Annotated in this window: 20 protein-coding genes; 6 read left to right on the top strand and 14 right to left on the bottom strand. The window is 50.6% G+C overall.

Translation table 11 applies throughout. From position 1 onward, the window contains the following. Positions 1-560: 560 nt before the first annotated feature. From ACMV8I_RS08675 to ACMV8I_RS08665, 3 genes are all read left to right on the top strand, one after another. Positions 561-1,274: a GntR family transcriptional regulator gene (locus ACMV8I_RS08675; RefSeq protein WP_498864833.1), complete on the top strand. Its 714-nt coding sequence runs from the start codon at positions 561-563 to the stop codon at positions 1,272-1,274. Positions 1,275-1,346: 72 nt separating this feature from the next. After that, a complete protein-coding gene (locus tag ACMV8I_RS08670; protein ID WP_498864832.1) occupies positions 1,347-2,504 on the top strand; it encodes a M20 aminoacylase family protein in 1,158 nt (385 codons plus the stop codon). A gap of 34 nt (positions 2,505-2,538) precedes the next feature. Continuing rightward, a complete protein-coding gene (locus tag ACMV8I_RS08665) occupies positions 2,539-3,348 on the top strand; it encodes a pyrroline-5-carboxylate reductase family protein (RefSeq protein WP_498864831.1) in 810 nt (269 codons plus the stop codon). A gap of 83 nt (positions 3,349-3,431) precedes the next feature. Here ACMV8I_RS08665 and ACMV8I_RS08660 read toward each other — a convergent pair whose 3' ends face one another. The 5 genes from ACMV8I_RS08660 to ACMV8I_RS08640 form a co-directional block, all read right to left on the bottom strand. Then, positions 3,432-4,409, bottom strand: coding sequence for an SEL1-like repeat protein (locus ACMV8I_RS08660; RefSeq protein WP_498864830.1), 978 nt, complete (start codon positions 4,407-4,409; stop codon positions 3,432-3,434). Between the two features lie 186 nt (positions 4,410-4,595). Beyond that, a complete protein-coding gene (locus tag ACMV8I_RS08655) occupies positions 4,596-5,483 on the bottom strand; it encodes an SMP-30/gluconolactonase/LRE family protein (RefSeq protein ID WP_498864829.1) in 888 nt (295 codons plus the stop codon). Beyond that, entirely contained in the window at positions 5,483-6,589 is a 1,107-nt protein-coding gene (locus ACMV8I_RS08650; protein ID WP_498864828.1) for an ABC transporter substrate-binding protein, read from the bottom strand. Before ACMV8I_RS08650 ends, ACMV8I_RS08655 begins: the two co-directional genes overlap by 1 nt. A 37-nt stretch (positions 6,590-6,626) precedes the next feature. Next, positions 6,627-7,700 carry an ABC transporter permease gene (locus tag ACMV8I_RS08645; RefSeq protein ID WP_498864827.1) on the bottom strand — a complete coding sequence of 358 codons (1,074 nt, stop codon included), beginning with the start codon at positions 7,698-7,700 and terminating at the stop codon, positions 6,627-6,629. Positions 7,701-7,768: 68 nt separating this feature from the next. After that, entirely contained in the window at positions 7,769-9,307 is a 1,539-nt protein-coding gene (locus ACMV8I_RS08640; RefSeq protein WP_498864826.1) for a sugar ABC transporter ATP-binding protein, read from the bottom strand. 276 nt (positions 9,308-9,583) lie between these two features. Between ACMV8I_RS08640 and ACMV8I_RS08635 the strand changes: the two genes are divergently transcribed. After that, the gene (locus tag ACMV8I_RS08635; protein ID WP_498864825.1) at positions 9,584-10,396 is read left to right on the top strand and encodes an IclR family transcriptional regulator; all 813 of its coding nucleotides are present in this window, start codon (positions 9,584-9,586) and stop codon (positions 10,394-10,396) included. A 43-nt stretch (positions 10,397-10,439) separates the two neighbouring features. Here ACMV8I_RS08635 and ACMV8I_RS08630 read toward each other — a convergent pair whose 3' ends face one another. After that, positions 10,440-12,011 (bottom strand): hypothetical protein, encoded by a 1,572-nt coding sequence (locus tag ACMV8I_RS08630; RefSeq protein WP_498864824.1) that lies wholly within the window; start codon positions 12,009-12,011, stop codon positions 10,440-10,442. 258 nt (positions 12,012-12,269) lie between these two features. Here ACMV8I_RS08630 and ACMV8I_RS08625 point away from each other — a divergent pair, with 258 nt between their 5' ends. Both ACMV8I_RS08625 and ACMV8I_RS08620 read left to right on the top strand, forming a co-directional pair. Further along, a complete protein-coding gene (locus tag ACMV8I_RS08625; protein ID WP_498864823.1) occupies positions 12,270-13,574 on the top strand; it encodes an Nramp family divalent metal transporter in 1,305 nt (434 codons plus the stop codon). Positions 13,575-13,658: 84 nt separating this feature from the next. Continuing rightward, positions 13,659-13,898, top strand: a complete 240-nt coding sequence (locus ACMV8I_RS08620; protein WP_498864822.1) for a hypothetical protein — start codon at positions 13,659-13,661, stop codon at positions 13,896-13,898. 138 nt (positions 13,899-14,036) lie between these two features. Here ACMV8I_RS08620 and ACMV8I_RS08615 read toward each other — a convergent pair whose 3' ends face one another. The 8 genes from ACMV8I_RS08615 to ACMV8I_RS08580 all read right to left on the bottom strand — a co-directional run bounded on the left by ACMV8I_RS08615 (position 14,037) and on the right by ACMV8I_RS08580 (position 24,077). After that, the gene (locus ACMV8I_RS08615; protein WP_498864821.1) at positions 14,037-15,326 is read right to left on the bottom strand and encodes an MFS transporter; all 1,290 of its coding nucleotides are present in this window, start codon (positions 15,324-15,326) and stop codon (positions 14,037-14,039) included. A gap of 164 nt (positions 15,327-15,490) precedes the next feature. Continuing rightward, a complete protein-coding gene (locus ACMV8I_RS08610) occupies positions 15,491-16,516 on the bottom strand; it encodes a Zn-dependent oxidoreductase (RefSeq protein WP_498864820.1) in 1,026 nt (341 codons plus the stop codon). 11 nt (positions 16,517-16,527) lie between these two features. Continuing rightward, positions 16,528-17,742 carry a D-mannonate dehydratase ManD gene (gene manD, locus ACMV8I_RS08605; protein ID WP_498864819.1) on the bottom strand — a complete coding sequence of 405 codons (1,215 nt, stop codon included), beginning with the start codon at positions 17,740-17,742 and terminating at the stop codon, positions 16,528-16,530. Positions 17,743-17,935: 193 nt separating this feature from the next. Further along, positions 17,936-18,949, bottom strand: coding sequence for a 3-dehydro-L-gulonate 2-dehydrogenase (yiaK, locus tag ACMV8I_RS08600; RefSeq protein ID WP_498864818.1), 1,014 nt, complete (start codon positions 18,947-18,949; stop codon positions 17,936-17,938). After that, positions 18,936-20,498: an MFS transporter gene (locus ACMV8I_RS08595; RefSeq protein ID WP_498864817.1), complete on the bottom strand. Its 1,563-nt coding sequence runs from the start codon at positions 20,496-20,498 to the stop codon at positions 18,936-18,938. Before ACMV8I_RS08595 ends, yiaK begins: the two co-directional genes overlap by 14 nt. Positions 20,499-20,774: 276 nt before the next feature. Next, a complete protein-coding gene (gene yegS / locus ACMV8I_RS08590) occupies positions 20,775-21,674 on the bottom strand; it encodes a lipid kinase YegS (protein ID WP_498865022.1) in 900 nt (299 codons plus the stop codon). 509 nt (positions 21,675-22,183) lie between these two features. After that, the gene (gene trhP, locus ACMV8I_RS08585; protein ID WP_498864816.1) at positions 22,184-23,566 is read right to left on the bottom strand and encodes a prephenate-dependent tRNA uridine(34) hydroxylase TrhP; all 1,383 of its coding nucleotides are present in this window, start codon (positions 23,564-23,566) and stop codon (positions 22,184-22,186) included. 172 nt (positions 23,567-23,738) lie between these two features. After that, positions 23,739-24,077 (bottom strand): YegP family protein, encoded by a 339-nt coding sequence (locus tag ACMV8I_RS08580; protein ID WP_498864815.1) that lies wholly within the window; start codon positions 24,075-24,077, stop codon positions 23,739-23,741. Between the last annotated feature and the right edge of the window lie 136 nt (positions 24,078-24,213).

The raw sequence follows: 24,213 nt of genomic DNA, 5'->3' as shown, positions 1-24,213 counted from the left end.
TCTCCGGCTTTTATTGACGTGAGTTGGCGTGTGAGTTCCCTGGGATGACGCAAAGTGTGCACACTGAAGTTAATATACAAGTGCATACACTTATGTTTACAGGCAAGTTCTATGCCATGTGCGCAATGTGCCCATGGCAGGGATCAGGAGAGAGGAGAAAAAAGGGGAAATAGTGAAGAAAAACAGAGTGAGTCGATCGCAGATAAATAAATAACCAGTGATGCCAGAGGGTTTATTTTTCATTTTAATTAAATTTTATGTTTACGTTTTCAATTATTTCACTTTTTTAGGGCAATACCCGCACTGCAATAGTGCAAATAAGGTTTCCATCAGGGAATAACAACGTTTTAAAGATTATATGATGATTAATAATATGAAAAATAAGAGGTTATTTAAGTGAGTGCAAAAGTGTATGCAATCTTGTGTTGAGCCACTTTTATCACTGTGTTATCAATTAAAACGTTATCTGACATTTTACGTCTGCTTAGATTTTTTAAAAATACGTTCTAAAAAACAAAAAATAATAGCGTCATCAGAAAATTAAGCAGAAAGGAGGCAACGTGGTCGTTCCCAAGAAAAAGTCCCGCAGTGCGGATAGCGTAGAAAAAGTGTATGAGAAAGTGAAGCTGTTGGCTATCGACTACCATTTTCGCCCTGGTGAGCGTGTTAATGAAGTTGAGCTTGCCGGTCAGCTGGGCGTATCGAGAACGCCGGTGCGCGAGGCGCTTACCCGCCTGGCAAAAGACAGCTTTATGAGTTTTGTACCCAATCGCGGATTTTATGCACGGGATATTACGCCGGAAGGCGTGCGGGAATTGTATGAGGTGCGCATGGTCATTGAGCAGGCGACATTCCGCTTTGCCTGCCAGCGTGCCAGCGACGAAAATATTGCTGCAACCGCCGCGATCTGGGAGGAGGTCAGCCAAAAGCAGCTCGACGCCAGTGAAATCACCGACTGGTCTGACATTGCCCGCGCTGATGAGCGGTTCCATATGGAAATCGCCCGTATTTCACAAAACACGCGCCTGTACGAAATGCTCGACAGCCTTAACGCCTTAATTCGTTTCTTCCGGCGTATTGATCTGGAAACACCGAGCCGTCGCATTAATGCCTACGATGAGCATGTCGAAATTATTTCTGCGCTACGTCATCGCGATGTAGAAAAGGGTGCGCGATTAATTGAACACCATGTCTCACTCAGCTCGGAACACGCGGTTGAAGTTACAAAAGAAGGGCTGGCAAGGATCTATTTCGGTAAGAAACAGGTTTTGTGAGGCTGTTGTTTCGCAACATGCACCTTCTGAAAAAATCACCTGCATATCATTACAGATCACCACAGAGGATCTATGGCTGCCATTTCTCAACACATTATTGACCAGGCAAAGGTCTGGCGCCGGGATTTCCATACCCGGCCTGAGTTGGGCCTGAAAGAACAGAATACGGCCCAAAAAATCAATGAATTGCTGGTCTCTTTTGGTCTTGAAGTGCACAGCGGGATCGCCGAAACCGGCATCGTCGCGACGTTGCGTAACGGCGACGGGCCATCGATTGGTCTGCGTGCAGATATTGACGCTTTGCCGATTCAGGAGCTCAACGATTTCGGCCATATTTCTCAGAATCCCGGTTTGATGCACGCTTGCGGCCACGATGGTCATACCGCTATTTTACTGGGTGCCGCACGTTATCTGAGTGAAACCCGCCACTTTCGTGGCACCGTATATTTTATTTTTCAGCCTGCCGAAGAGAACGCCGGAGGCGGGCAGATGATGGTCAATGAAGGGCTGTTTGAACGTTTTCCGATGCGGGACGTTTACGCTATGCACAACTGGCCGGGTTTGCCGGTGGGGGACGTGGCGGTAAGTCAGGGGCCAATGATGGCTTCACAGGACAATTTCTACATCACGCTGACCGGTAAAGGCTGCCATGCGGCAATGCCTGAACTGGGTGCAGATCCGGTGGTAGCGGGGGCGCAGTTGATTCTGTCGCTGCAAAGTTTGATTTCACGCCGTCTGTCGCCGCTGGAACAGACGGTGATCAGCCTTACCCAACTTCAGGCAGGCGAAGCCATTAACGTTATCCCCGAGACGTTGCATATGTCCGGCACCTTGCGCTGCCTGAGCAATGAAACGCGTAAGACCTGCTGGCGGCTGATTGAAGAGTACGTCAACGCCGTGCCGCTGCCCTATGGCGTGAAAGGGGAAGTTCGTTGGGAATTCGGTTATCCGGTGACCAAAAACCATCCGGAACAGGCCAATATTTTACGTGAAGCGGCGGAGAACACCCCTGGTATTCAGCAGGTACATTTCAACAACGCACCGTCGATGGCCGCGGAGGATTTCGCCTATTTGCTTGAGCGATGTCCCGGCGCTTATTTTTGGCTGGGCGCTGATGGTACTAAGCCTTCGGCCTCGCTGCATAATGCCCGTTACGACTTTAATGACGATCTGATCCCGCTGGGTATCGGCATCTGGGCGACGCTGGTGGAGAGATCGTTGAAGGAATAATGCCCACCCTGTTTTCACCTTAACGGAGTCATCCATGAGTCAAATTCATTTTGTCGGTGCCGGTCAGATGGCAGAAGCGATTATCCGCGCTGCACTGAGCCGCAAGGCGGTTTCTGCGGGGAATATTACGCTTGCGGATATCGATCAGGGGAGAATCGCCACGCTGCGCGAACGTTATCAGTTGAGTTCAACGCACAGTGAAAACCAGGCCCTTGCTGCCGCAGATTACATTGTGATTGGCGTGCGTCCGCAGGATGATATTGACGGCGTCGCCCGCCATATCGGCCAGTACGCCTCACCACAGGCGACGATTATTTCGATTATCGCCGGGGTAACACTAGAACGGCTTGCGGCCCTGTTCGGGGCCACACGTCCGATCGTGCGGATGATCCCAAATACCCTGACCGATACTGGTTACGGTTACAGTGGCGTGGTGTTTAATCAGCAGGTTGAAGCCAAACCCCTGATGCCTTTTCTGGAAAGTTTTGGCAAAGTCATGTTGCTGGAAGAGCGCCTGATTGATGCTTTCACTGGCTTTGCGGTCGCCGGGATCAATTATGTTTATTATTTTATCGAATCGCTGGCCGATGCCGGTGTTCTGAGCGGATTATCTCGCCCGCAGGCGACCCAAGTGGTGTGGGAAAATCTGATCGGTGGCGTAGAAATGCTGAAAATCAGCGACAAGCACCCGCGTCAGTTAATGGATATCAATAACTCGCCCGCAGGCGTAGGGATCAACGGTTTGTATGAACTTAACAACAGCGATTTTGCCGCCGGATTACAGCGCAGTGTGATGACCGCAGTAAGAAAAACGACTGAGCTTTCGGGCAACAAGACTGTGTAAATAGACTCGCTGGAGTGCTATGCCCTTTTTAGCGATCCCGTCGAAATGATACTGCCCTCATAGTAAGGGCATTTAATCACAGATTAACGCTGCTCTAATTTCAGCAGTTTTAAGAGCTCTTTATCATCCAGGTGAAACTTTAGTTTATCTGGAAGGGGGCGCTTAAAGTCAGGTAGCCCGCTAATGTTGTAAAAAAAATTGTTTTCGTAGAATGCATTGATGGCTGCAAGCTCTGGGACCAGTTCGAGCATAGACGTTGCGGAGGTGTAGCCACGACGCACTCTTCCAATTGACTCCAGGCGTTCACTGCATGCGGCACAACCTTCGTTGATGCCTTTTTCCCACAGCCGGTAAGCATCTAACCGACGTCCCTCCATCCATGCCAGTTGACCAAGGCTTATGTAGGCGGGAGCAAAGCCCTGTTCAACCGCGCATTCAAGCATTTTTCTGCCGATAGGGTGTAGCTCCCTGGCTTGCGGAACAATATTTCCGCCCGCCGATGTCATCGCGTCCGGGCTGCCGTGATCAACCGCGGCAGACAGTAATTCATACATTGTTTTGTAATCCCTGCCATAGAGAGAGGCTGCATAGTGGGAAACCACAATGGGAATACCTTGTTGAACAAGCTTCTGGAGTTCAGCGTTGGCGTCCGCGACTTCTTTGGGGTTGGCAGGATAACGTAACGTCCATGCGCTGTTGAGGTATCGGGCCTTCCAGCCTCCTTCCTTCAGCGCGGCCGCGAGCAAATCTTCGCGTTTCGCTCTGTGATCTTTATCCATCCAGAATTTTTCTACCTGATCGCCCGCGGAAACATACTCAACCAGATGCTGGAAAGCATCCGCCGCGGCGGGGCTTTCCTTCGGTATAAAACTTGCCTCACTGCGGCAAACGAATGGTTTATCTTTAAATTGAGCCAGTAAATTCGGTTCAACGGAGAGTTCTGCCGACGCACCATACGATGCAGGTAAATGGTTAAAGTCTTCTAAATTTTTTGCAGAGGTACTGGCACAGAATGAAAATATGCCAATGAACAGCAGAGCATGATGCGGAAAAGGTTTCATTGTGTGTCTTGTTGTATCCAGATTATTTTAAGTAATGATACTCAAGTAAAGAACTGAAGGGATCAACACAAAATTGGCCGCGTTTTTAAAGCGTTCCTAAAATAATCCTTCTGAGGTATTGGGCGTTAACCCCGCATTTTTTGGCGAAAAACGAGTTTGGTGAGCGCCATGTGCTCACCAAACGGGTCATGCAGACGTCAAGCGGATACGGTAGAGCGAGGTGGTAGCAGTAATATAAAGCTCATTGCGGTGTTCGCCGCCCAACGTACAGTTGGACACCCGTTCCGGCACCGGAATTTTCCCTGTTTGATTTCCCTGTGGGTCGAAAATAATAACGCCATCTTCGCAACTACAAAAAATATTGCCCTGACCGTCAACGCAGAATCCGTCCGGGATGCCAGGTTCAACCTGTGCGAAAAACGTCCCGACTCCCAGTTTGTTTTCCTCAACAGGAAAGACTCTCAGCTCTCTGCGACCCAACGTAGGGAAGTCAACAATTGACATGTCGGCGACGTAGAGCAGGCTTTCATCCGGCGAAAATGCCAGTCCGTTAGGACGTTGTACGTCGCTGGTCGCAATGCTCAACGAAGCATCACGCGGGTCGAAACAGTAGACGTAGCAGCCGATCACCTGACTTTCAGCTTTATACCCTTCTTCATCATTAATGATGCCGTAGGGAGGATCGGTAAACCAGAGGGTGCCATCAGAACGCACCACCACGTCGTTGGGCGAGTTGAAACGTTTACCGTCAACCCGATCAACTAACATGGTGATCTCACCGTTGTGTTCGGTGCGGCTGATCCCTCGCCTTCCGTGCTCGCAACTGATGATCCGTCCTTCAGAGTCAAGGGCATTGCCGTTGGCAAAGTTGGACGAGGCGCGAAACAGGCTGACCCCGTCGCGCGCCGACCAGCGAAACATGCGGTTGCCTTTAACATCACTGAACACAAGCGCATTTTCGCGCGGCAACCATACTGGGCCTTCAGCCCAGATTGCCGGTGAGCATAGCTTCTCTGGCTTATTATCCAGTGCAACCGCCGGTGTGCTCAGGTCAGACGCAACCTTATTCCACATTACTTCACGCCCCAGATGGTTTTGTAATGACCCTGATAATCGTTTTGTGGGTCAAACATATTATTTTTACCACCGTCGTTGCCAATATTGTCGCGAGTAACCAGGTGCGCCGGCGTCACGTAACCTGAAGGTGGCTGTTTGGCGAAGGCGCGATTCAATTCATCCAGCAGTTGCCAGCCGTGCAGTTTAAGCGGTTCAGGCACCGTGGCTGACTGGCTATCACCGGAGCGAATACGCTGATAGGCAGAGATTGAGCCGTCACCGGCAGAAATGTTAAACGGGGCTTTATCACCGCCTTTACCTGTGGTTTTCAGCGACGGTGCCATAAAGTCAAAGTAGAGATCATTGATGGCGAGCGCGTACTGGAACTTATCGCCATATTTTTGCAGCAGGCTAAACGTCATTGACGGCATGCGGTTGGCCGTATCCGCCAGCGGGGTATCGATGAACTCAAGCACCTGGCAACCGCTGCACTTCTCAATCTCCTTCTTCATCACGTTGGCCTTATCAAGGGCAATTTGGTAAAGCGAATCAGTGAAGATCAATACTTTTGCCTGACCGTTCGATTTGACTACTGCGTACTGTGCCGCTATTTGTGATACCTGGTTTGAGTCGGAGGTCACATTGTAGAAAACATTGTATTTAGGGATTGGGCCAGGCTCAGGCACGGCATGCCAGGCAACCAGTGTGATGCCTTCGCTGATGGCTTTTTTCAGCGGAATTTTTGCCACGTTAGGATTCCACCCACCAATCACGATACCGTCAGGCTTTTGCGCAATAGCCTGATTCAGGGATGAGAGCTGGTCCTTGATAGAGCCACCGCCATCGAGGGTTTCAAGCTTCCATCCGGCGGCGGCGGCGGCTTCACTCATTCCCTGCTGTACGCCCTGAACGCCGCCGTTTTTCATATCCGAGGCGATAAAGATGATGCGCTTACCCGCCACCAATTTTGGCCCGGTAGTCGGACCGTCCCACTGAGTGACCGGCGTTGTGGCTTTTTCTACCGCCAGTTTAGCCTGATCCAGATAGGCATCTGCCCATGCGGCAGGGGCGCTGAACAGGGCACTGCTTAATACAATTCCGACGAAGAGGTTTTTTGATTTCATTGTTTTTCTCCAGTGCGACTTAAGGTCATATATCGGTTTATGGGGTAGGGGACGACTCTTCTTTAATGACAGCCTGACTACGTTGCACCGCTTTCTGGTTTAGCAGCCGGCGGCGCTGGGCGTAGCCCGCGATAGTAATGGACAGCAGCAGCGTAACGCCGTTGAACAGCGGTTCGACCCAGAAGTCGCCGCCAAACTGCTGGATACCGGCAATGCCGATCGCCAGCACGGTAATACCGACCACCGTTCCCCAGACGTTGACGCGTCCGGGTCTGATGGTCGTACTGCCTAAGAAGGCGCCGACCAGCGCCGGTAATAGATAGTCCATGCCGACGCTGGCCTGGCCCACACCCTGCTCGGAGGCAATTAATACGCCGGTGAAACCGGTCAATACGCTGGAGGCAATAAAGGCGCCGATAGTGTAGCGAGTGACTGAAATGCCATTCAGCCTTGCCGCAGCCGGATTGCCGCCAACCGCATACATACAGCGCCCAAGCGGTGTGTGTTCGGTGACCAGCCACAAAACCACGGCGACCAGAAGAACATAGAAGGCAACAATCGGAATGCCTGCAATCTCAGTATGATGAATGGCTGTAAAGGCATCGGGCAGATCACCGACTATCTGGCGTCCGCCAGAGTGCCAAAGGGCAATGGCGTAGATAACCGTGCCAGAACCCAGCGTGGCAACAAAGCTGTCGATATCGGCCAGCGCGACTAAAATACCGTTCAGCAGCCCGTAAAGTGCTGAAAGCACCAGCACAGCTAATACGGCAAACTCCCACGAAAAGCCGTACTGCACCTGAAGAGTGATGGCCAGAATGTGCCAAAGCACAATGCCGAAGCCGACGTTGAGGTCAATTTTTCCGACAATCATCGGAATGGTTGCTGCCAGCGCCAGGAGAGCAATTTTGGACTTGCTCGAAAGAATGGCTTGCAGAGTGAGCATTGAGGCAAACGCCGGCGTCGTCAGAGAGAAGAAAATCACCAGTACGATGCACAGCAGCAGCAGACCGTAACGGGTGAGGATCTGCATACTCCATGCGCCAGCGCCATGCTCACGAAAGTTGACGCGTTGTTCCAGCGCCGTTGATTTTACAGATGTTTTTGACATGACATTTTACGCCTCATGGTTCTTATTAAACGCTTTCGCCAGATAGAATCGGTGGTTGAAAAGTAAAATCAGGATGTTGCGATTGTTTCCCCTGTGCTGGCAGATGCCAACTCCAAAAGATTCGCAAACGAGACGCGTTCATTTTTGAGCTCGCCGACAACTTTGCCGCGGTTAAAGACCAGCGCACGATTGCAGATGTGCGCTATCTCCTCGAAATCGGTGGAAATAATCAATACCGCAACGCCTTCAGCGAGTGACTTATTCAGCAGATTATAGATTTCTGCACGCGCACCGACGTCAACGCCCGCGGTAGGATCTTCGAGAATAAGCAGAGGGCTGTTGAGGTTCATCCAGCGAGCCATAACCACTTTTTGTTGATTGCCTCCCGAGAGGGCACTGATGGTGGTATTAACGTCTTTTGGCCGAATATCAAAAAGTTGCACTTTCCACCAACTCGCGGCTATTTCCTGGCGGTTGCTGTAGCGCGAAAACAGTTTGTGTCCGACGGTGCAGGGGTTAAGAAACAGGTTTTCCCTGACGCTCATGGTCATTACCAGGCTCTCACCTGTACGGTCGCCGGCCACGAGAGATACGCCTCTCTGGATCGCCTGAGCCGGAGTGTTCACCTCGTAACGTTCGCCGCGGAAAGTAATGCTGCCTGCGTTGGTTTCACGCAACCCAAAAAGTAAGCGCCCAATCTCTTCCTGACCTGCACCTCTCAGCCCTGCCAGTGCCAGCATTTCACCTGGTTGCAGGGAAAAAGAGACGGGGCCGATTTCACCGACAGCAACGTCATGCAGCTGTAAAACGGGAGGCTTATTGACTGGCAGGGGTTCACGCTGGTCCTCATCGACGCTCTCTCCGACAATCATATGAACCAAATCACGCAGGGAATATTCAGACGTTTTGCCGCCTGCTACATAGCGTCCGTCGCGCATGACACACACGCTGTCGGCAATTTCGATCACTTCATCCAGCCGATGTGTGACATAAATCATGCCGACTTTTTTGTCCCGCAGGCGGTTTATCACTGCAAACAGATGCCTGACGTCGTTGGCAGGCAGTGAGGCGGTGGGTTCGTCCAACACCAGCAGTTCGGCGTTCACTGCCACCGCACGGGCGATTGCCAGCAGTGATTTTTCTGTGCGCGACAGTTCGAACACGCGAGCATCAGGATCGAGCAAAATCCCCACGTCTTTCAGCGCATCGAGCGCGCATTGGCGGATAGCCTTCCAGTTAATCAGCCCCATTCGGCGTGGAAAACCCATGACCAGTGCCATATTTTCGGCAACGGTCATCCATTCAATCAGTCCGAGGTCTTGATGAATAAAAGCGATCGGCTGCCTGGATCCGCTTTTTAGCTCTGCTGCTGAGCTGATGTTTTGACCTTGAAATAAAATCTCACCGCCGTCTCGTTGATAAACGCCGGCCAGCACTTTAATGAGCGTGGACTTGCCTGCGCCATTTTCACCCAGTAGCGCCAATACCTCGCCGGGCATAACCTGCAGACTGACGTCATTGACCGCCAGGTTTCCGCCAAAGCGTTTAACAATGTGGTTAAGAGACAAAATTGGCCGATCGTTGCCCGGATGATTGTCGTTTTGCATCTTTACACGCCCTTTTTAACGCCATGCTGGTTTACCAAAAAAATAGAAAGTACTGAATGTCTGGTCTACTATCGCACTGTGCATTTCAGTATGCGAAACCTGATTTCAAAAATACTATGCGCAATATTAGAAATAATCAAAGAAGAGGATGTTTTTATTTTATTTAAAAATCAATTAGTTAAATATTATGTTGCGTAAATGTGACCGGTAACACACTTTCTCTTCACCGCGTGAAGCGTGCTAGTCTGATATTTTTGCAAGTAAAGGATGCGAGGGATGAATTTGATAACAACTGATGACGACAAAACTAAAAAAGAGAAAACTCTGGGTAGCCAGAGCCTGTTTCGGGGCCTTCAGTTGATTGAGATCCTGGGCAATTTTCCTAACGGATGCCCGCTTGCCCATTTAGCTGAGTTGGCCGAAATGAATAAAAGCACGGTCCATCGCCTGTTGCAGGGACTCCATGCCAGCGGTTACGTGACGCCAGCCCCCTCACCGGGCAGTTATCGCTTGACGACGAAACTCATCTCTATCGGACAAAAAGCGCTGTCTTCGCTCAATATCATCCATGTGGCCGCACCGCATCTTGAACAGTTGAATTTGATCACCGGAGAAACAGTTAATTTTTCGACCCGGGAAGATGACCACATTCTCCTTATTTACAAGCTTGAACCGACCACTGGGATGATGCGTACCCGTGCCTATATTGGCCAGCACATGCCGCTTTACTGCTCGGCAATGGGCAAGATTTTTATGGCCTACGAGAAAAGTCAGTTTGCGGCGAATTATTGGCTTACACACCGAGAGGTGATTCAGGCTTTCACCCGAAATACGATCACCGAACTGCCCAAAATGCTCGAAGAGTTGGAGGATATCCGTCGGCTGAAATTAGCGATGGACAGAGAAGAGAAAGAGCTTGGCGTGTCCTGCATTGCTGCACCCGTTTTTGATATACATCATAACGTTAAGTACAGCGTCTCCGTTTCTTTGCCAACGGCCAAGCTTAAGCACGTGGGCGCAAAAGCGCTGGTCAACGCCATTCAAGATATCGCGCAGCGCATTTCGCATGAGATAGGCTTCGTTTCTTAAGCGCGGGGATCTACCGCGCTGATACTTATACCTGTGCGTTATTTCACGCCGCAGAGGTACTCTCTTCGGTTTGACTCATCTTCAAAGGATCCGTCTGTAACAATACCAGAGTGCTGAAGTCCGGCAGAGTGTGCTGGCTTAGGTAAGTATCAAATGACATGCGGGTATTGTCCTTTTCCCAGGCTGATTGCAGCATACCGAGTAAATCCACGGATTTGGCGGTTTGCTCTGGGTGGGTGGCATCTGATTCCAGAGATCCTTTTATGTATCTAGATACGTGAAGTGAGGTACTGGCTGACTGGTTCAGTGTTGCGCTGGCCAATGCACCTTTGCGGTACTGGATCTCGGTGGCACTTTTCGCTTTGTCATCTATTTGTGTGTACTCGTAGTTTTGCGAATCCTTCAGCGTGGTCAGGTGGAGTTTAAGTCCTGAGGACAGCGGTTTATGGTAGCTGGCCACCAAATGGGATTGCTGCTTCTGGCTGATAGCCCGGTCCATAGCGCTAGTACCTGTGACGCTGCTGGTTTGCGATACCTGATAAGCGAAGGTATCGGCTTCATCCGGGCGCAGCGGATTGGTGGTATTGTCCGGCGTCTGCGTGACGGAGGCGGTGAAATCTGCCAGCCCGGTCAGCATGTTTTTATCTGTGCCACTCAGGGAAAAGTGGATCGGTGCTGGTGCGCTATTTTTTTGCGTCGCGACAGCTTCGCCATAGTTACTGTTCAGAGCACTGAAGGCGTCTTTGAACATGGTCATCAACGATTCATTGCCGTTGCCGCGAACCTTCGCGCTATCAAACTGCTTTAAATACTGGTTAAGCGCCTGTTGCTGCTGAGTGGCGTTGCCTAATAGTGCGCGTTTACTCATGTCTACGCTGATATCTACTGTGCCCGCGATCCCGGTCGATTTCACCGAGCGCTGCTGGCTATCGGCGTGGAAATCCAGCGTCTGACCCTCGGAAGCGGCCAATCTGGCATGCAGGTCCACTGAAGACAGTACCGAAGTATCGAATTTGGTTAACCCGCCGAGGTCAAGGCGTGGCGGTTGTTCCGTCAGGCCATCAATGGCTTTCTGAAATCCATCCGACATTTTTGCCAGTGCTGCACGTTCAGCTTCATTCAGATTGCCGTTGGTTACCTCAATTTGTACGCCTAATCCATCGTTATCGCTGCCCAGCATTACGTTAACCAGTGTTCCACTTGCCGTTTTGATACTCAGGCTGAATTGATTGTTAGCATTTTTCGCCGTATTCATTCCATCACTGGCGGACGCCTGCCGAACCGATTGGGAGAAGTTACTGCTATCAGTACTAAAACGGTTAAGCAACGCGGCGCCCAGACCCTGAAAACGTACGGCGGTGGCTGCAGAGGAAAAATTGCCTGCCATTTTTGAGCTGATGCTGTCGCCCGACGCCTTTTCCCATAACGGTACCGGCCGGGTAATGGTGTAGACCGGGGTACTGTCTGATGCCTCCAATCGTCCGAGGGTAACAGAAACCGATTGTGTCGTCGGGGTCTGCTGCGCCTGCTCGGTGACTGGAAGTGCTATCGTTGTTTTGGTTGCCGATAACAGCGAATTAAAAGATTGATTACCCGCCATAGATATTACAGTCATCTTGATAAGTCCCTTATTTTTCACGTCTGCGCGTTGATGGATACGTTGATCCTTTACGGTGTTATTTTCGGCAAAATTTAGGAAAACTTTATGCTCGCGGGATCCTTCCTGCCATACCGCGTTATATTTTGATACAGAATGGCTCAATCCAGGCTTAAACTGAGCTTGCTCTATAGAGTATAGCCAGTGCTATATTTGATGTTGCCGAATGAAAATCGAACAGCACAATAATGCACCCTGTATAGGGCAAGGATCAGAATGCGCGAAGTGAATCTTTCCCCCTCAATGACCGAGCGGACCAACGCAGCTATTGGCAATGCGCTCTCCGGGCGTAAGCGCGGAATGATGACCCCGTTGTTGTTTGCCGGCCCTGCGGTTATCGCGTCGATTGCGTATATGGATCCCGGAAATTTTGCCACCAATATCCAGGCCGGATCGAAATATGGCTATACGCTGCTGTGGGTGGTGGTGATGGCGAATCTGATTGCGATGTTGTTTCAGGCACTGTCGGCCAAGCTTGGGATCGTCACCAATAAAAATCTGGCTGAGATGTGTCGTGAGCAGTTTCCGCAGCCGGTAGTGTGGGGAATGTGGGGAGTCAGCGAAGTCGCGGCGATGGCCACAGATTTAGCTGAGTTCCTTGGTGGCGCGATCGCGCTGTCGCTGTTGTTCAATATGCCGTTGCTGGCGGGTATGGGCGTTACAGCAGTCATCACTTACCTCTTACTTATGGTGGAAAAGCGCGGTTTCCGGCCGCTTGAACTGATGATTGGTGGGCTGGTGGCAGTCATCGCACTTTGCTATCTGGTGGAGATGTTTATCGTGCCGGTAGATTGGGCTGCCGCCGGTATGGGCATGATTATGCCGCAACTGCCCGATGCCCAGGCGCTGACTATCTCCGTTGGGATCATCGGTGCAACGGTGATGCCGCACGCCATTTTTCTGCACTCCGGTCTCACCCAGCACCGCATTCAGGTCAAAAATCAGGTTGAGCGCCGCAGAGTGTTGCGATTTTCTAATATCGAAGTAGTGATTGCGCTGACAGTGGCAGGGCTGGTGAATATCGCGATGGTGATCATGGCTTCCAGCGCGTTCCACTCCGGTCACAGTGATGTGGCAGAAATCGAAACCGCCTACCATACCTTGACCCCCTTGTTGGGTCTCGGCGCGGCGGGCGTGTTCCTGATCTCGCTGATTGCCTCCGGGATCTCGAGCTCTGTTGTGGGTACGATGGCCGGTCAGATGATCATGCAGGGCTTTGTGGGTTTTCGCATTCCGATATGGCTGCGCCGTTTGGTGACCATGGTGCCTGCCTTTATTGTGGTAGCGATGGGCGTAAATGCTACCGACGCTCTGGTCTATAGCCAAGTGGTATTGAGTCTGGCATTACCCGCGCCGATGATTGCCCTGGTGATGTTTACCCGCCGGCGCGACATCATGGGAGAATTCGTTAATAACCGCCTGACCGTAGTGGTTTCCGTCGTCGGTACGGTGGTCATCATTACGTTGAATATCGTGCTGCTCTTGCAGATTTTCGGGGTGAATATTCCGGGTCTTGGATAACATAAAATAGTCACTCAGCCCTTTTTAATGACAGTCAGTATCCTGTAGCATCGGTTCTTTGCGCGCCAAAGACTCTGAGGGCTTATGAAGCTACTGAAAACCCCAATGCAATACCGTACCTGGATGTTAGAAGATTTTCTCAATACGGAAACGTTAAGCCCCGATCAGCAGGAACAAGAACTGCTACGGCAGATGCCCGAAAAATTCCCCTGTATTGCCAGTATTGTCAAAGGGCAAGATGGGCAGCAGAGTGAAACGGTAGAGTTTTTATCCCCCGAGCAGATTGCGCAGTGGTCTTCAGAAATGGACAAAAATCAGCGTTAACGCAGTGATAGGGTCATTACATTATGTTGAGTCAACAGCAGACTGTTTTTACCTCAGCTGAAACGGCGACGAGAAAGATGAATGGACAAACGCCTTCTGATATCAGAAGGCGTTTTTTATTACCACGGAGATACCGATTTACAGCTGAGTTACATGATTAGCGGGTAGACGTTTAGGGGGTTTAATGACGAAGAACACCAGGATGGCACCGAGAGCGGCGACGCCACCGGCAAGAATAAAGGCGCTATCAAAGCGGCCGGTATTCTGCACGATATAACCCGTCACCACCGGGCCGATAATTCCAGACACGCTGCCAATAAGATGAATAAACCCACTGGTCCCGCCCACACGTGATTTATGCACCACATCCTGAATAATCGCCCAGTAAATCGCACCGGTGGTATACAAGAAGAAGATCGAAATAGACATCAGCACCACAGCAGGTACCACGCTGGTGACAATACCAGCCAGAGCAACACAAATTGCTGCTGCTAACAGGCTAACGACCAATATTATTTTCCGCGACAGTAACAGACGGCCAGTAATATTGAATATTTTATCGGAAATAATCCCGCCCAGCGCCAGTCCGACAAACCCGACAATCCAGGGGATCACGGTCGTCAGGCTCATTTCTTTAATATTCAGACCGTGAGCCTGCACCAGATAGGCCGGGAACCAGCTGAGGAAGAAGAATAAAATATAGTTGTAGCAGAAGAAAGCAAAAGCGGTGACCAGAATAATCGGTTGGCGCAGGTAATAACCTAAACCATGGGCGGCCTGGGCTAAATCTTCTTCCTTGCTCAGATTTTCATTTTTCATCCGATCAATTAAACGTAATTCGTTCTGCGAAACACGTTTACTTTTTAATGGGTTATCCGCCACGGTGAAGAACCAGATAACCATCCAGACGATACCGATGGAGGCAATCACCATGAAAGCCGGGCGCCAGCCAAAAGAGATCGCCAGATAACCGACAATCGGACCTGCCACTGCGCCACCTAATGGCGAACCGGCGCTGAGTAAACCCATGGCGGTGGCGGCCTGTTTCTTCGGAAACCAGCCGTTGATCATCTTATTGGCCGAGGCGCAGATAGGTCCTTCGGCCATGCCGAATAATACCCGCAGTATAAGCATGGAATAAAAGCCGGTAGCAATGGCCGTCATTCCGCAAAATAGTGACCACATTCCGACGGCTATCCCCATCACGATGGTCGGGCCGAATTTATCCACGGCTAAACCACCGAGGAAGTTAAATATTGCGTAGCCGAAGAAGAAACTGCCAAATATCAAACCAAATTGCTCTGGGTTAATGGTCAGCTCTTTTTCTATCATGGGTACTGTGATCGACAGTGCAACACGGTCGAGGTAATTAATCATGTAAACCATGAATAACAGGAATACGATGATCCAGCGTAGGTTTTTAAACATAGAAGCTCCACTTGGTATTATTTATAATAGTGATGCGTACTGCCGGTGTTGTATAAAGTAAATAACATACGGGTATTACAGGTGTTGAAATAGAACATAGAAAACAGGAAGGATGAAGCTGCATCCTTCCTGTGTAATGATGTGGCGAGTCAATGTGTTGTGGATCAGCCATTCATCGGGAACTTCAACAGTACTTTGCAGCAGGCGCGCTGGTCTTTTTCAAACAAATGCATGGCGGCTTCAACGTCAGTCGCGGGCATCCAGTGCGTCACCAGTTTTTTCGGATCAATTTTTCCCTGCTCCATCCATTCAATCACCTGCGGGAAGCGGTGACTGTTAAGGCGCGATGAAAACAGTGAAATCTCTTTGCTGGTAATACTCTGCTGAGTCACGCTGCTGGCTTCACCGGAGAAGCCCATCATACCGATACGGGCGGCGGGGGAGGCCAGTAAAATAGCTTCCTGTAAAATCGCCGGATGGCAGGCAGCATCCACTACGATTGTCGGGCGTATACCTTCAGCTGCCAGTGCGTCAGTCACGGACTGATGCTGATTGTTGATAGTCCAGTCTGCGCCGCTCTGTTTTGCCATGACCAGGCGCTCGTCAATGCGGTCAGCCACAATGACTTTTTGCACCCCATAAACCCCCTTTAATACCTGAATAACCGTCAGACCCATGGGGCCGGCACCGTAGATCAGCGCGGTATCTTGTGGCTGAGGTTTCAGGAACGCCGTAATGTTCGCCGCAATAGTAAAGGGTTCCACCATGCTGGCAAGCTCGTCGGAAATGGTTGGCGGAACCTCATAAGCATTGGCTGCAGGTGCACAGGCGTAGTCGCTGAAACCGCCATCCCGGTGCACGCCGATCACCTGCAATTCAGTGCACACGTTCGGCCGGCCGATAGAACAGGGGTAGCAGTGGCCGCAGCTGACCACCGGATCAACCACCACGCGTTCACCAATGCGACCGGCGTCAACACCTTGACCTACATCGTCAATATGACCGAAGAACTCGTGACCAATCACCCGCGGATATTTGGCAAACGGATTGTGGCCGTGGTGAATATGCACATCAGAACCGCAAATTCCGGCGTAACTGACTTTTACCCGCACCTCACCTGCGGCCGGTTGTGGCAGTGGCCGCTCTTCGATCACCAGCGTTCCGGGTTGTTGTATAACAACGCTTTTCATTTTCGATTTCCTTACCAGTTCCATAATGTACCGTCTTCCAGACGGGCCACCGGCAGGTGCGCCGGCTCGTACGGATATTTCGCCGCCAGTTTTTCGTCAAACTCGATGCCAAGCCCCGGTTTCTCTCCCGGATGCATATAGCCGTCATTAAAGGTCCAGTTATGCGGAAAGACTTCCAGCATCTGCTCGGAGTAGCCCATGTATTCCTGCACGCCGAAGTTCGGCACCCACAGGTCAAAGTGCAGCGCGGCCGCCATACACACCGGTGAAAGATCCGATGGGCCATGTGAGCCAGTGCGTACTTGGTAGAGCGACGCAAAATCCGCAATCCGGCGCATGCCAGTGATGCCGCCCGCGTGGGTCAGCGTGGTGCGGATATAGTCGATCAACTGCTCTTCAATCAGCTGCTTACAATCCCAGATACTGTTGAATACTTCGCCCACCGCAATAGGCGTGACGGTATGCTGGCGGATCAGACGGAAACACGCCTGATTTTCAGCAGGTGTTGGGTCCTCCATCCAGAACAGACGATATTGCTCGATACTTTTGCCAAAGCGTGCTGCTTCAATCGGCGTCAGGCGATGGTGCATGTCGTGCAGTAAGTGTTCATCAAAGCCAAACTTATTGCGTACGGCTTCAAACAGTTTCGGGGTGAAATCGAGATATTTTTCGGTGGACCACAGCTGCTCTTCCGGCCAGATGCCTTTGGTGGCTGGCTCGTAAGCCTGACCTTTACCTTTCGCCATCCCGTAGGTGGTTTTCATGCCCGGCACGCCGCACTGCGCGCGAATTGCCTTGAAACCCAGCTCTTTATGTTTGGCGTAGTCGTCCAGCACTTCATCAATGGAGTGGCCGGTGGTGTGGCAGTAAACCATTACGCCTGTGCGTGACGCGCCGCCGAGCAACTGATACAGCGGCATATTGGCGGCTTTGGCCTTGATGTCCCACAGTGCCATATCGACCGCCGAAATAGCCGACATGGTTACTGGCCCGCGACGCCAGTACGCGCCTTTGTAGAAGAACTGCCAGATGTCTTCGATCTGGTGGGCGTCTCGGCCAATCAGCTGCGGGCAGACGTGATCTTTCAGGTAGGACGCAACCGGCAACTCGCGGCCATTCAGAGTGGCATCGCCGAGGCCGGTCAGGCCGCTGTCGGTGGTGATTTTCAGCGTGACAAAGTTACGTCCGGGACAGGTAACAAAGACTTCAGCTTTCACGATCTTCATCGGTTACAACCTTCTGCAGTAAAAGTAGGGCGTATTTTCTTTGGTTATAAATACGTCATAGCACAACTACCATACAAGTATGTATATTGTTTTTTGCCAGACAAGATCACATTTTGGCCAGTAGAAAGGCCGAAAATATAAAAGAAAACGCCTGCGGTGGCAGGCGTGGGGGGAAAGGAAAAACAAGAGGGGACTACTCTGCCAGCTGCATCACTTCATTCCATACATCATCATCGACCGGGATCCCGAGACGACGGTTTTCTTCGCGATTTGAGGCTGCCGTTTGGCCCGGATAACGAACGTCGCGGCTGTTTTCTGCGGGCTCTGACTGATTGACGTAATCTGCAACGCTGTCGGCCATGCGCTCAGTGAATTCAGCACCACCTAACTGCGACGGGTCAAAAATCATGAAAATCTGGCTGGCACCGGTGCAACTGCCTTTGTCGATCTTGTCGATCTCATTGGTCGGCGAGCCTGCAGACAGCAACGCGGCCATCGCGTCGAGCACAATCGCCAGCCCCGAACCTTTCCAGTACCCGGTGGGTAGAATACGCTTGGATGCTTCGATCGGGCCCGGTTCATCGGTCAGCTTCCCCTGCGCATCGTAGCCGCCGGGGAAGGGCAGTTTTTCGTTTTTCAGTCGGGTGACCTGTAATTTTCCGTAGGAATATTGAGACATTGCCATATCCAGTACAATGGGTCCTTTAGCTCTCGGAATTGCCATCACAAACGGATTATTGCCCACTCGCGTGTTTTTTCCGCCCCATGCGGGCATACAGGACTCGGTATTCGTCCAGCAAATGGCCGCCATGCCCTGTTCAGCAGCGTACCAGCCATAGCTGCCGCCGCGCATCCAATGGCTGCTGTTTTTCATTGCCACAATCCCTGTGCCATGTTCTTTCGCCATTTCAGTAGCTTTTTCGACGGCAAACAACGCGTTGGTGATACCAATCCCCTGATGCCCGTTATAAATGGCGAGGGTACCGAGTGATTTTTCCAGTTCGGGTTTGGCGTGAATATCGATCCAGCCTTTCTTGACGTAATCCACAAAACGGGCCACGCGGTTCAAACCATGAGATGAAATGCCGTCACAGCTGGATTCGGTATGAATGCGCGCGCACACTCGCGCACTGTCTTCGTCAAGACCTGCGTTGAGCAAGGCACGCTGGACAGTCTGCTGCATCAGGTTGAATTCAATTCTTTGCATGGTTGGCTCCGGTTGAGATGTTAGAGGAGGTTAAAGGCGAGATATCTTCTGCCTGACTAAGGATGTTATTTTCACCCCAACATTTTTCGTATGGCCAGCCTGTCAGTTGCTCGGCCATTACACGGGTTTCCGGCGTCACATCCTTTTTACTGCCACCGGCCTTCAGACGTTCAATTTCATTCACCAGTAACCCATGATTATGACGCGTGAGCTTGAACTTCATTGAGCTGTACAGACCGACCAACAGGAAGACAACCGAGCCGGTGCCAAATACCAGCGTGATGCCATAAACCGCTTCAGCGGGCTGTGTGCTGGTTTTTGGGGTAAATCCATAATGTTGCAATAACAATCCAACGCCAAATAACGCGACTGCCTGCACCGCTTTGCGGACAAAAGTCATGACACCCGCAAAAATCCCCTCACGACGTTTCCCGGTTAGCATCTCATCCACATCTGGAATAAAACTGTAGATATTCCAGCAGACGTAACTGGTGCCGGAGCGGCCGACGCCCATTAATATAACGGAGAGATAAATCAACGTTATATTAAAAGGTAATTGCAGTAAGTGAATGGCTAAAAATAACCCGACGCTCGCGAGCATAAATAACTGTGCGATTCGGTATGAGGCTCCGTTGCCTAATTTCATGCACAAGAAAATAAACAGGGCCACGCAGACAAACTGTACCAATGTCATTAATGTCATTGCATTCGATGCTGTGACGGCATTTTGCCCGAGTACAAAAATAAGGTAGTAAGCCAGGACGGCACCGAGCACATCGAGTGCGACGAAACCGCCCAGATACATCCCGACGTGCTGGCGGAAGGTACGGACTTTCATGGTCGACACCAGCGATCTAAACAGGTGCTTCATGTCGCGGCGAAAAGAAAGTTTTGGTGCGGAAACGTCAACGGGGATCGGCCGTTCCCATGTATAGAAGTAGAGCATCAGGATCACGACGGCAAACAGTACACCGAAAATAACCCCCATAATCAAAAATGATGAGGAAGAATCTTTGCCAAGGTAAGTAATAATTCGCCCCGGCAGCCAGGCGGCTAATATTGCCGCACCGGTAGAGAAGAACATCCTCACACCAGTGAGTTTAGTGCGCATTTTAAAGCTGGACGTCATTTCTGCTGCCAGCGTTTCATAAGGCACAATTGCCAGCGTATAGGCGGCGTAGAAGAGAATATATGTGAACAGGTAATACCAGAAACCCATACCGCTGACCCACATAATAATGTAAGTCACCATAATCAGTGGTGCGCCGAGTAAGAAGAAGAAACCGCGGCGACCATATTTTCTGCCCAGTTTATTGCGGTAGAAATTATCCGTCACGTATCCCATCAACGGATCAAAAAAAGCATCCAGCAAGCGGGCTGTAGCAATAACGGCCCCCGCCTCTGCCGGGCTTAATCCGGCATAGGTGGTATAGAAAAACATGATCCACAAGCCTAATACCGCGAAACACCCGCCGCCGAAGAAATCGCCTCCACCGTAAGCCAGCATATTTTTTACAGATATAGGTCTTTCTTTATGATGATTAATCATAATTCCCCTGCACTCTTTGATAATTCGCCGCAGAACATCAAATAAATTCTGGATGAACAAAAGCCTCGACTAGACGGCTATTCTTTTGCCCGCGGAAGTTCAACGTTGAATTATTCAGCGACATCGGCAGAGTAAATCTAAGCACTAGACGTCTACCATACAAGTATGATTATCAAAATAAGACAGAAAGGATCACAAAAAAAGGCGCAGATTTGCTCTGTACTGCAAGGCAGATCACAGTACAGAGAATGAACGATAAAGCGGTGTGAAAGAAGATCAGCCCAGCAGTTCGCACTGTGGGGGAAGGCGGCACTGAATAGCGTTTGGCACGACTTCGATGCGAAATTGAGTGCCGGTTAGCGGCTCTCCATCAAGATTGAAGGTCATTTCATGTGGCGCGGTGATCTCCAGCCACGGGAGATGAGCGGAGACGATATTTTTATTTTCTTCATTGTTGAGCAGACTGCGCAGGAACGACGGCAACAGTTCTTCTGAGGTCAGCAGACGTAGCTGAAGCAAACCGTCGTTAATCAGCGCCTCAGGGCAGATCTGCTGGCCGCCACCGGCCTGACGACCATTACCTATGCCGATCACCAGCGCTTCGCCTTCCCATGAGAAATCCGGGCCGGTGATTACACAGCGATCGGCCTTAAGTTGGTCCATGCGCAGCAGGCCGTGAATGAAATAGGAGACGCCGCCCAGCGCAGACTTCAGCTTTTCAGGCGTTTCAGTGGTAATACGGGTACCAAAACCGCCGGTTGCCATATTAATGAAATAGCGTTTTTCATTGACGCGGGCGAGGTCGATGTTCACTGCACGGCCTTTTATCGCCAGCTGTAACGCCTGATCCAGTGCAACAGGAATACCGCAGCTGGTGGCAAAGTCGTTGGCGGTGCCGAGCGGTAATAAACCCAGCGCCGGACGCATTTCCTCAGGCAGATTAATCAGCGCGGTGGCGACTTCATTGATGGTGCCGTCACCGCCTCCCGCGATCACCGTTTCACAGCCTAATGCTACGGCTTCTGCCAGATAGCGGGCTGCATCGCCATGTTCCCAAGTGACACGGACTTCAAGGCGGGTTCCTTCTGCGCGCAAGGCATAAATCGCTTCACGCAGCGCCTCATTGCCTGCCCCTTTGCCGTTTAAAATCAAAAGCGCGCCCGGCGTCTCTTGCATACTTTCCTTCATGAATGCTTCCTGTCTGTCGCAAGGGTTATCTTTTACCCATAAATATAGAGGACAAACCGGTATCAAAGCTATCGGAATAATCAGGTAATGAAGTAGAACGTTCAGGCGTTATCAATTGCTGAATAATATCGGAATGCTAAATATAAGATGGTTTTTTTATAATGAAATATATTTTTTATTATCGATGAAGTTAAATCATGATATTAACGAGTTTCAATATCAGCCTTGATTATTGAATGGGTTTTCATGAGATGGGATGTGTTGATATAATAAGAAAAGCCAGCTCAAGGGAGGTTGAGCTGGCCAAGGAGGTGGTTCTTAGTGTAGTTCGATAATTTATTTATCATTCGTGTAAATTGCGAAAAGATAATAACTAAAGAAACAGAGGATGAATGTGACCGGTTTCTTATTTTTGATGTTATTTTTAAAAAAGACCAATAAAAAACGCCACGTAGTGTGGCGTCATTGTTAACGCTATTTAATGAAATTATTAACGCTCAGGCTTTAGCGTGAGGATTGCGTGTGTCAGTATCTTCAAGATTGCGCAACAAAATAGCTAACTCCAGACCGACCTCTTCTGGCAGCAATACATAAACAATGTGACCATTACCCGGTGCAACCTCCACCGGTTGACCTTTCTTGTTACGCAATGCCGCGAGTGTGAACTGTACATTGCCTTTCGGCGTCATCATTTCAACGCTGTCGCCAACGCTGAATTTGTTTTTGACGTCAATTTCTGCCCAGCCGTCCACGCGGTTACCGGTAAATTCGCCGACAAACTGCTGGCGGTCACTGACTGAGAAACCGTATTCGTAATTCTGTTGGGCATCATGGGTATGACGGCGCAGGAAACCTTCGGTGTAGCCGCGGTGCGCCAGCCCTTCTAGCGTGGTCAGCAGCGTCGGATCAAAAGGTTTTCCGGCGGCGGCATCATCTATCGCACGGCGATACACCTGTGCGGTGCGGGCGCAGTAATAGAAGGATTTCGTCCGGCCTTCAATTTTCAGCGAGTGAACACCCATTTTTGTCAGGGTTTCCACGTGCTGAATGGCGCGTAGATCCTTAGAATTCATAATATAGGTGCCGTGTTCATCTTCGAAGGCACTCATGTATTCGCCGGGGCGCAGTGCCTCTTCTAACATAAAGACTTTGTCGGTCGGTTGGCCGATGCCCAGCGTGGATTCAGGCGCTTCTTCTGCCGCCACCTGTCGCACCGCGATCGGCTCGTACTGATGCACGATATTGCCGAGATCGTCTTCTTTGCCCGGCTGAACTTTGTATTCCCAGCGGCAAGCATTCGTGCAGGTACCCTGATTCGGGTCGCGTTTATTAATATAACCGGAGAGCAGACAGCGGCCTGAATAAGCCATGCAGAGTGCGCCATGCACGAAGATTTCGATTTCCATGTCCGGCACTTGAGCACGGATCTCAGCGATCTCTTCGAGTGAGAGTTCGCGTGAAAGAATCACCCGCGTCAGCCCCATTTGCTGCCAGAATTTCACCGTCGCCCAGTTGACCGCATTGGCCTGCACCGAAAGGTGGATGTCCATCTGCGGGAAGGCTTCGCGAACCATCATAATCAGCCCAGGATCGGACATGATCAGCGCATCAGGCCCCATGTCGATCACCGGTCTTAAATCACGCAGAAAGGTTTTCAGCTTGGCGTTATGTGGGGCAATGTTCACCACGACATAGAATTTTTTGCCCAGTTCATGGGCTTCATTGATGCCGATAGCCAAATTCTGATGGTTGAACTCGTTATTGCGGACGCGCAGGCTGTAACGAGGCTGGCCGGCATAAACCGCGTCTGCACCATAAGCAAAGGCGTAGCGCATGTTCTTAAGCGAACCAGCCGGAGAGAGTAATTCCGGAGTAAACATAGTTATTCTCAGTCTGATAGCAAGTCAGGGCCGTCCCTAAGGGGGCGACGAAAGGCCCGAATTGTAGCGTCTGAAAAAGGAAAAAGCAGCCTGTTAGTATGGGTATTTGGACCGATCAGGGGCTTAGATCAATTTAGCCCCTGAATAGTTGAAGCCAGGAATGGGATCTCAATTAGTGCGTCAGATCCCTGACCTCGGTCGAGGGACCACTTTTCATCACCGAAGCCATGCCTTTACGCGCCGCCGCGTCGGTGGTGTACATCTCGCTGACGCCAATTACCTGGTGGTTTTTGGCCTTGAGAACGAAATAGTGCTGTTCGTCTTTGCCAGGTTTGACTTCAAATTGGTTCTCATCGGTGCAATTGCTTTGTACGGACGCGATGCCATTCTCTGCTGATGCTTTGCTGGCATACATCTCACTGGTGAGAATAATCTCTCCATTACCGGCCTTCAGGTTAAAGTGAAATTGTCCGTTCTTTGCTTTTTTAAGATCATAATGACCCGTTGCCATATGATTTCTCCAGTGCGTGATTTCATCCAGAGATAAGTGTAGTTAACGACAGGATTTTCGCTGGCGGGCGATCCTCTGGCAGCGGTATTTATCAGTAAAACTGTGATCCAACGGGCAGACTTAAGCCAGATTTACC

The sequence above is a fragment of the Ewingella sp. S1.OA.A_B6 genome (assembly GCF_049889095.1).
GTDB lineage: Bacteria > Pseudomonadota > Gammaproteobacteria > Enterobacterales > Enterobacteriaceae > Ewingella.
Note: the sequence above shows the minus strand (reverse complement) of the source record. Positions and strands in the feature narration are given on the sequence as shown.

Bases quoted from the DNA above. Each gene is read 5' to 3' on its own strand.
- manD (WP_498864819.1), bottom strand. From the start codon at position 17,742: ATGAAGATCGTGAAAGCTGAAGTCTTTGTTACCTGTCCCGGACGTAAC.
- ACMV8I_RS08615 (WP_498864821.1), bottom strand. From the start codon at position 15,326: ATGTTTAAAAACCTACGCTGGATCATCGTATTCCTGTTATTCATGGTT.
- ACMV8I_RS08670 (WP_498864832.1), top strand. From the start codon at position 1,347: ATGGCTGCCATTTCTCAACACATTATTGACCAGGCAAAGGTCTGGCGC.
- ACMV8I_RS08635 (WP_498864825.1), top strand. From the start codon at position 9,584: ATGAATTTGATAACAACTGATGACGACAAAACTAAAAAAGAGAAAACT.
- ACMV8I_RS08630 (WP_498864824.1), bottom strand. From the start codon at position 12,011: ATGACTGTAATATCTATGGCGGGTAATCAATCTTTTAATTCGCTGTTA.
- ACMV8I_RS08650 (WP_498864828.1), bottom strand. From the start codon at position 6,589: ATGAAATCAAAAAACCTCTTCGTCGGAATTGTATTAAGCAGTGCCCTG.
- ACMV8I_RS08660 (WP_498864830.1), bottom strand. From the start codon at position 4,409: ATGAAACCTTTTCCGCATCATGCTCTGCTGTTCATTGGCATATTTTCA.
- ACMV8I_RS08640 (WP_498864826.1), bottom strand. From the start codon at position 9,307: ATGCAAAACGACAATCATCCGGGCAACGATCGGCCAATTTTGTCTCTT.
- ACMV8I_RS08665 (WP_498864831.1), top strand. From the start codon at position 2,539: ATGAGTCAAATTCATTTTGTCGGTGCCGGTCAGATGGCAGAAGCGATT.
- yiaK (WP_498864818.1), bottom strand. From the start codon at position 18,949: ATGCAAAGAATTGAATTCAACCTGATGCAGCAGACTGTCCAGCGTGCC.
- ACMV8I_RS08595 (WP_498864817.1), bottom strand. From the start codon at position 20,498: ATGATTAATCATCATAAAGAAAGACCTATATCTGTAAAAAATATGCTG.
- ACMV8I_RS08655 (WP_498864829.1), bottom strand. From the start codon at position 5,483: ATGTGGAATAAGGTTGCGTCTGACCTGAGCACACCGGCGGTTGCACTG.
- ACMV8I_RS08580 (WP_498864815.1), bottom strand. From the start codon at position 24,077: ATGGCAACGGGTCATTATGATCTTAAAAAAGCAAAGAACGGACAATTT.
- trhP (WP_498864816.1), bottom strand. From the start codon at position 23,566: ATGTTTACTCCGGAATTACTCTCTCCGGCTGGTTCGCTTAAGAACATG.
- ACMV8I_RS08610 (WP_498864820.1), bottom strand. From the start codon at position 16,516: ATGAAAAGCGTTGTTATACAACAACCCGGAACGCTGGTGATCGAAGAG.
- ACMV8I_RS08620 (WP_498864822.1), top strand. From the start codon at position 13,659: ATGAAGCTACTGAAAACCCCAATGCAATACCGTACCTGGATGTTAGAA.
- ACMV8I_RS08645 (WP_498864827.1), bottom strand. From the start codon at position 7,700: ATGTCAAAAACATCTGTAAAATCAACGGCGCTGGAACAACGCGTCAAC.
- ACMV8I_RS08625 (WP_498864823.1), top strand. From the start codon at position 12,270: ATGCGCGAAGTGAATCTTTCCCCCTCAATGACCGAGCGGACCAACGCA.
- yegS (WP_498865022.1), bottom strand. From the start codon at position 21,674: ATGCAAGAGACGCCGGGCGCGCTTTTGATTTTAAACGGCAAAGGGGCA.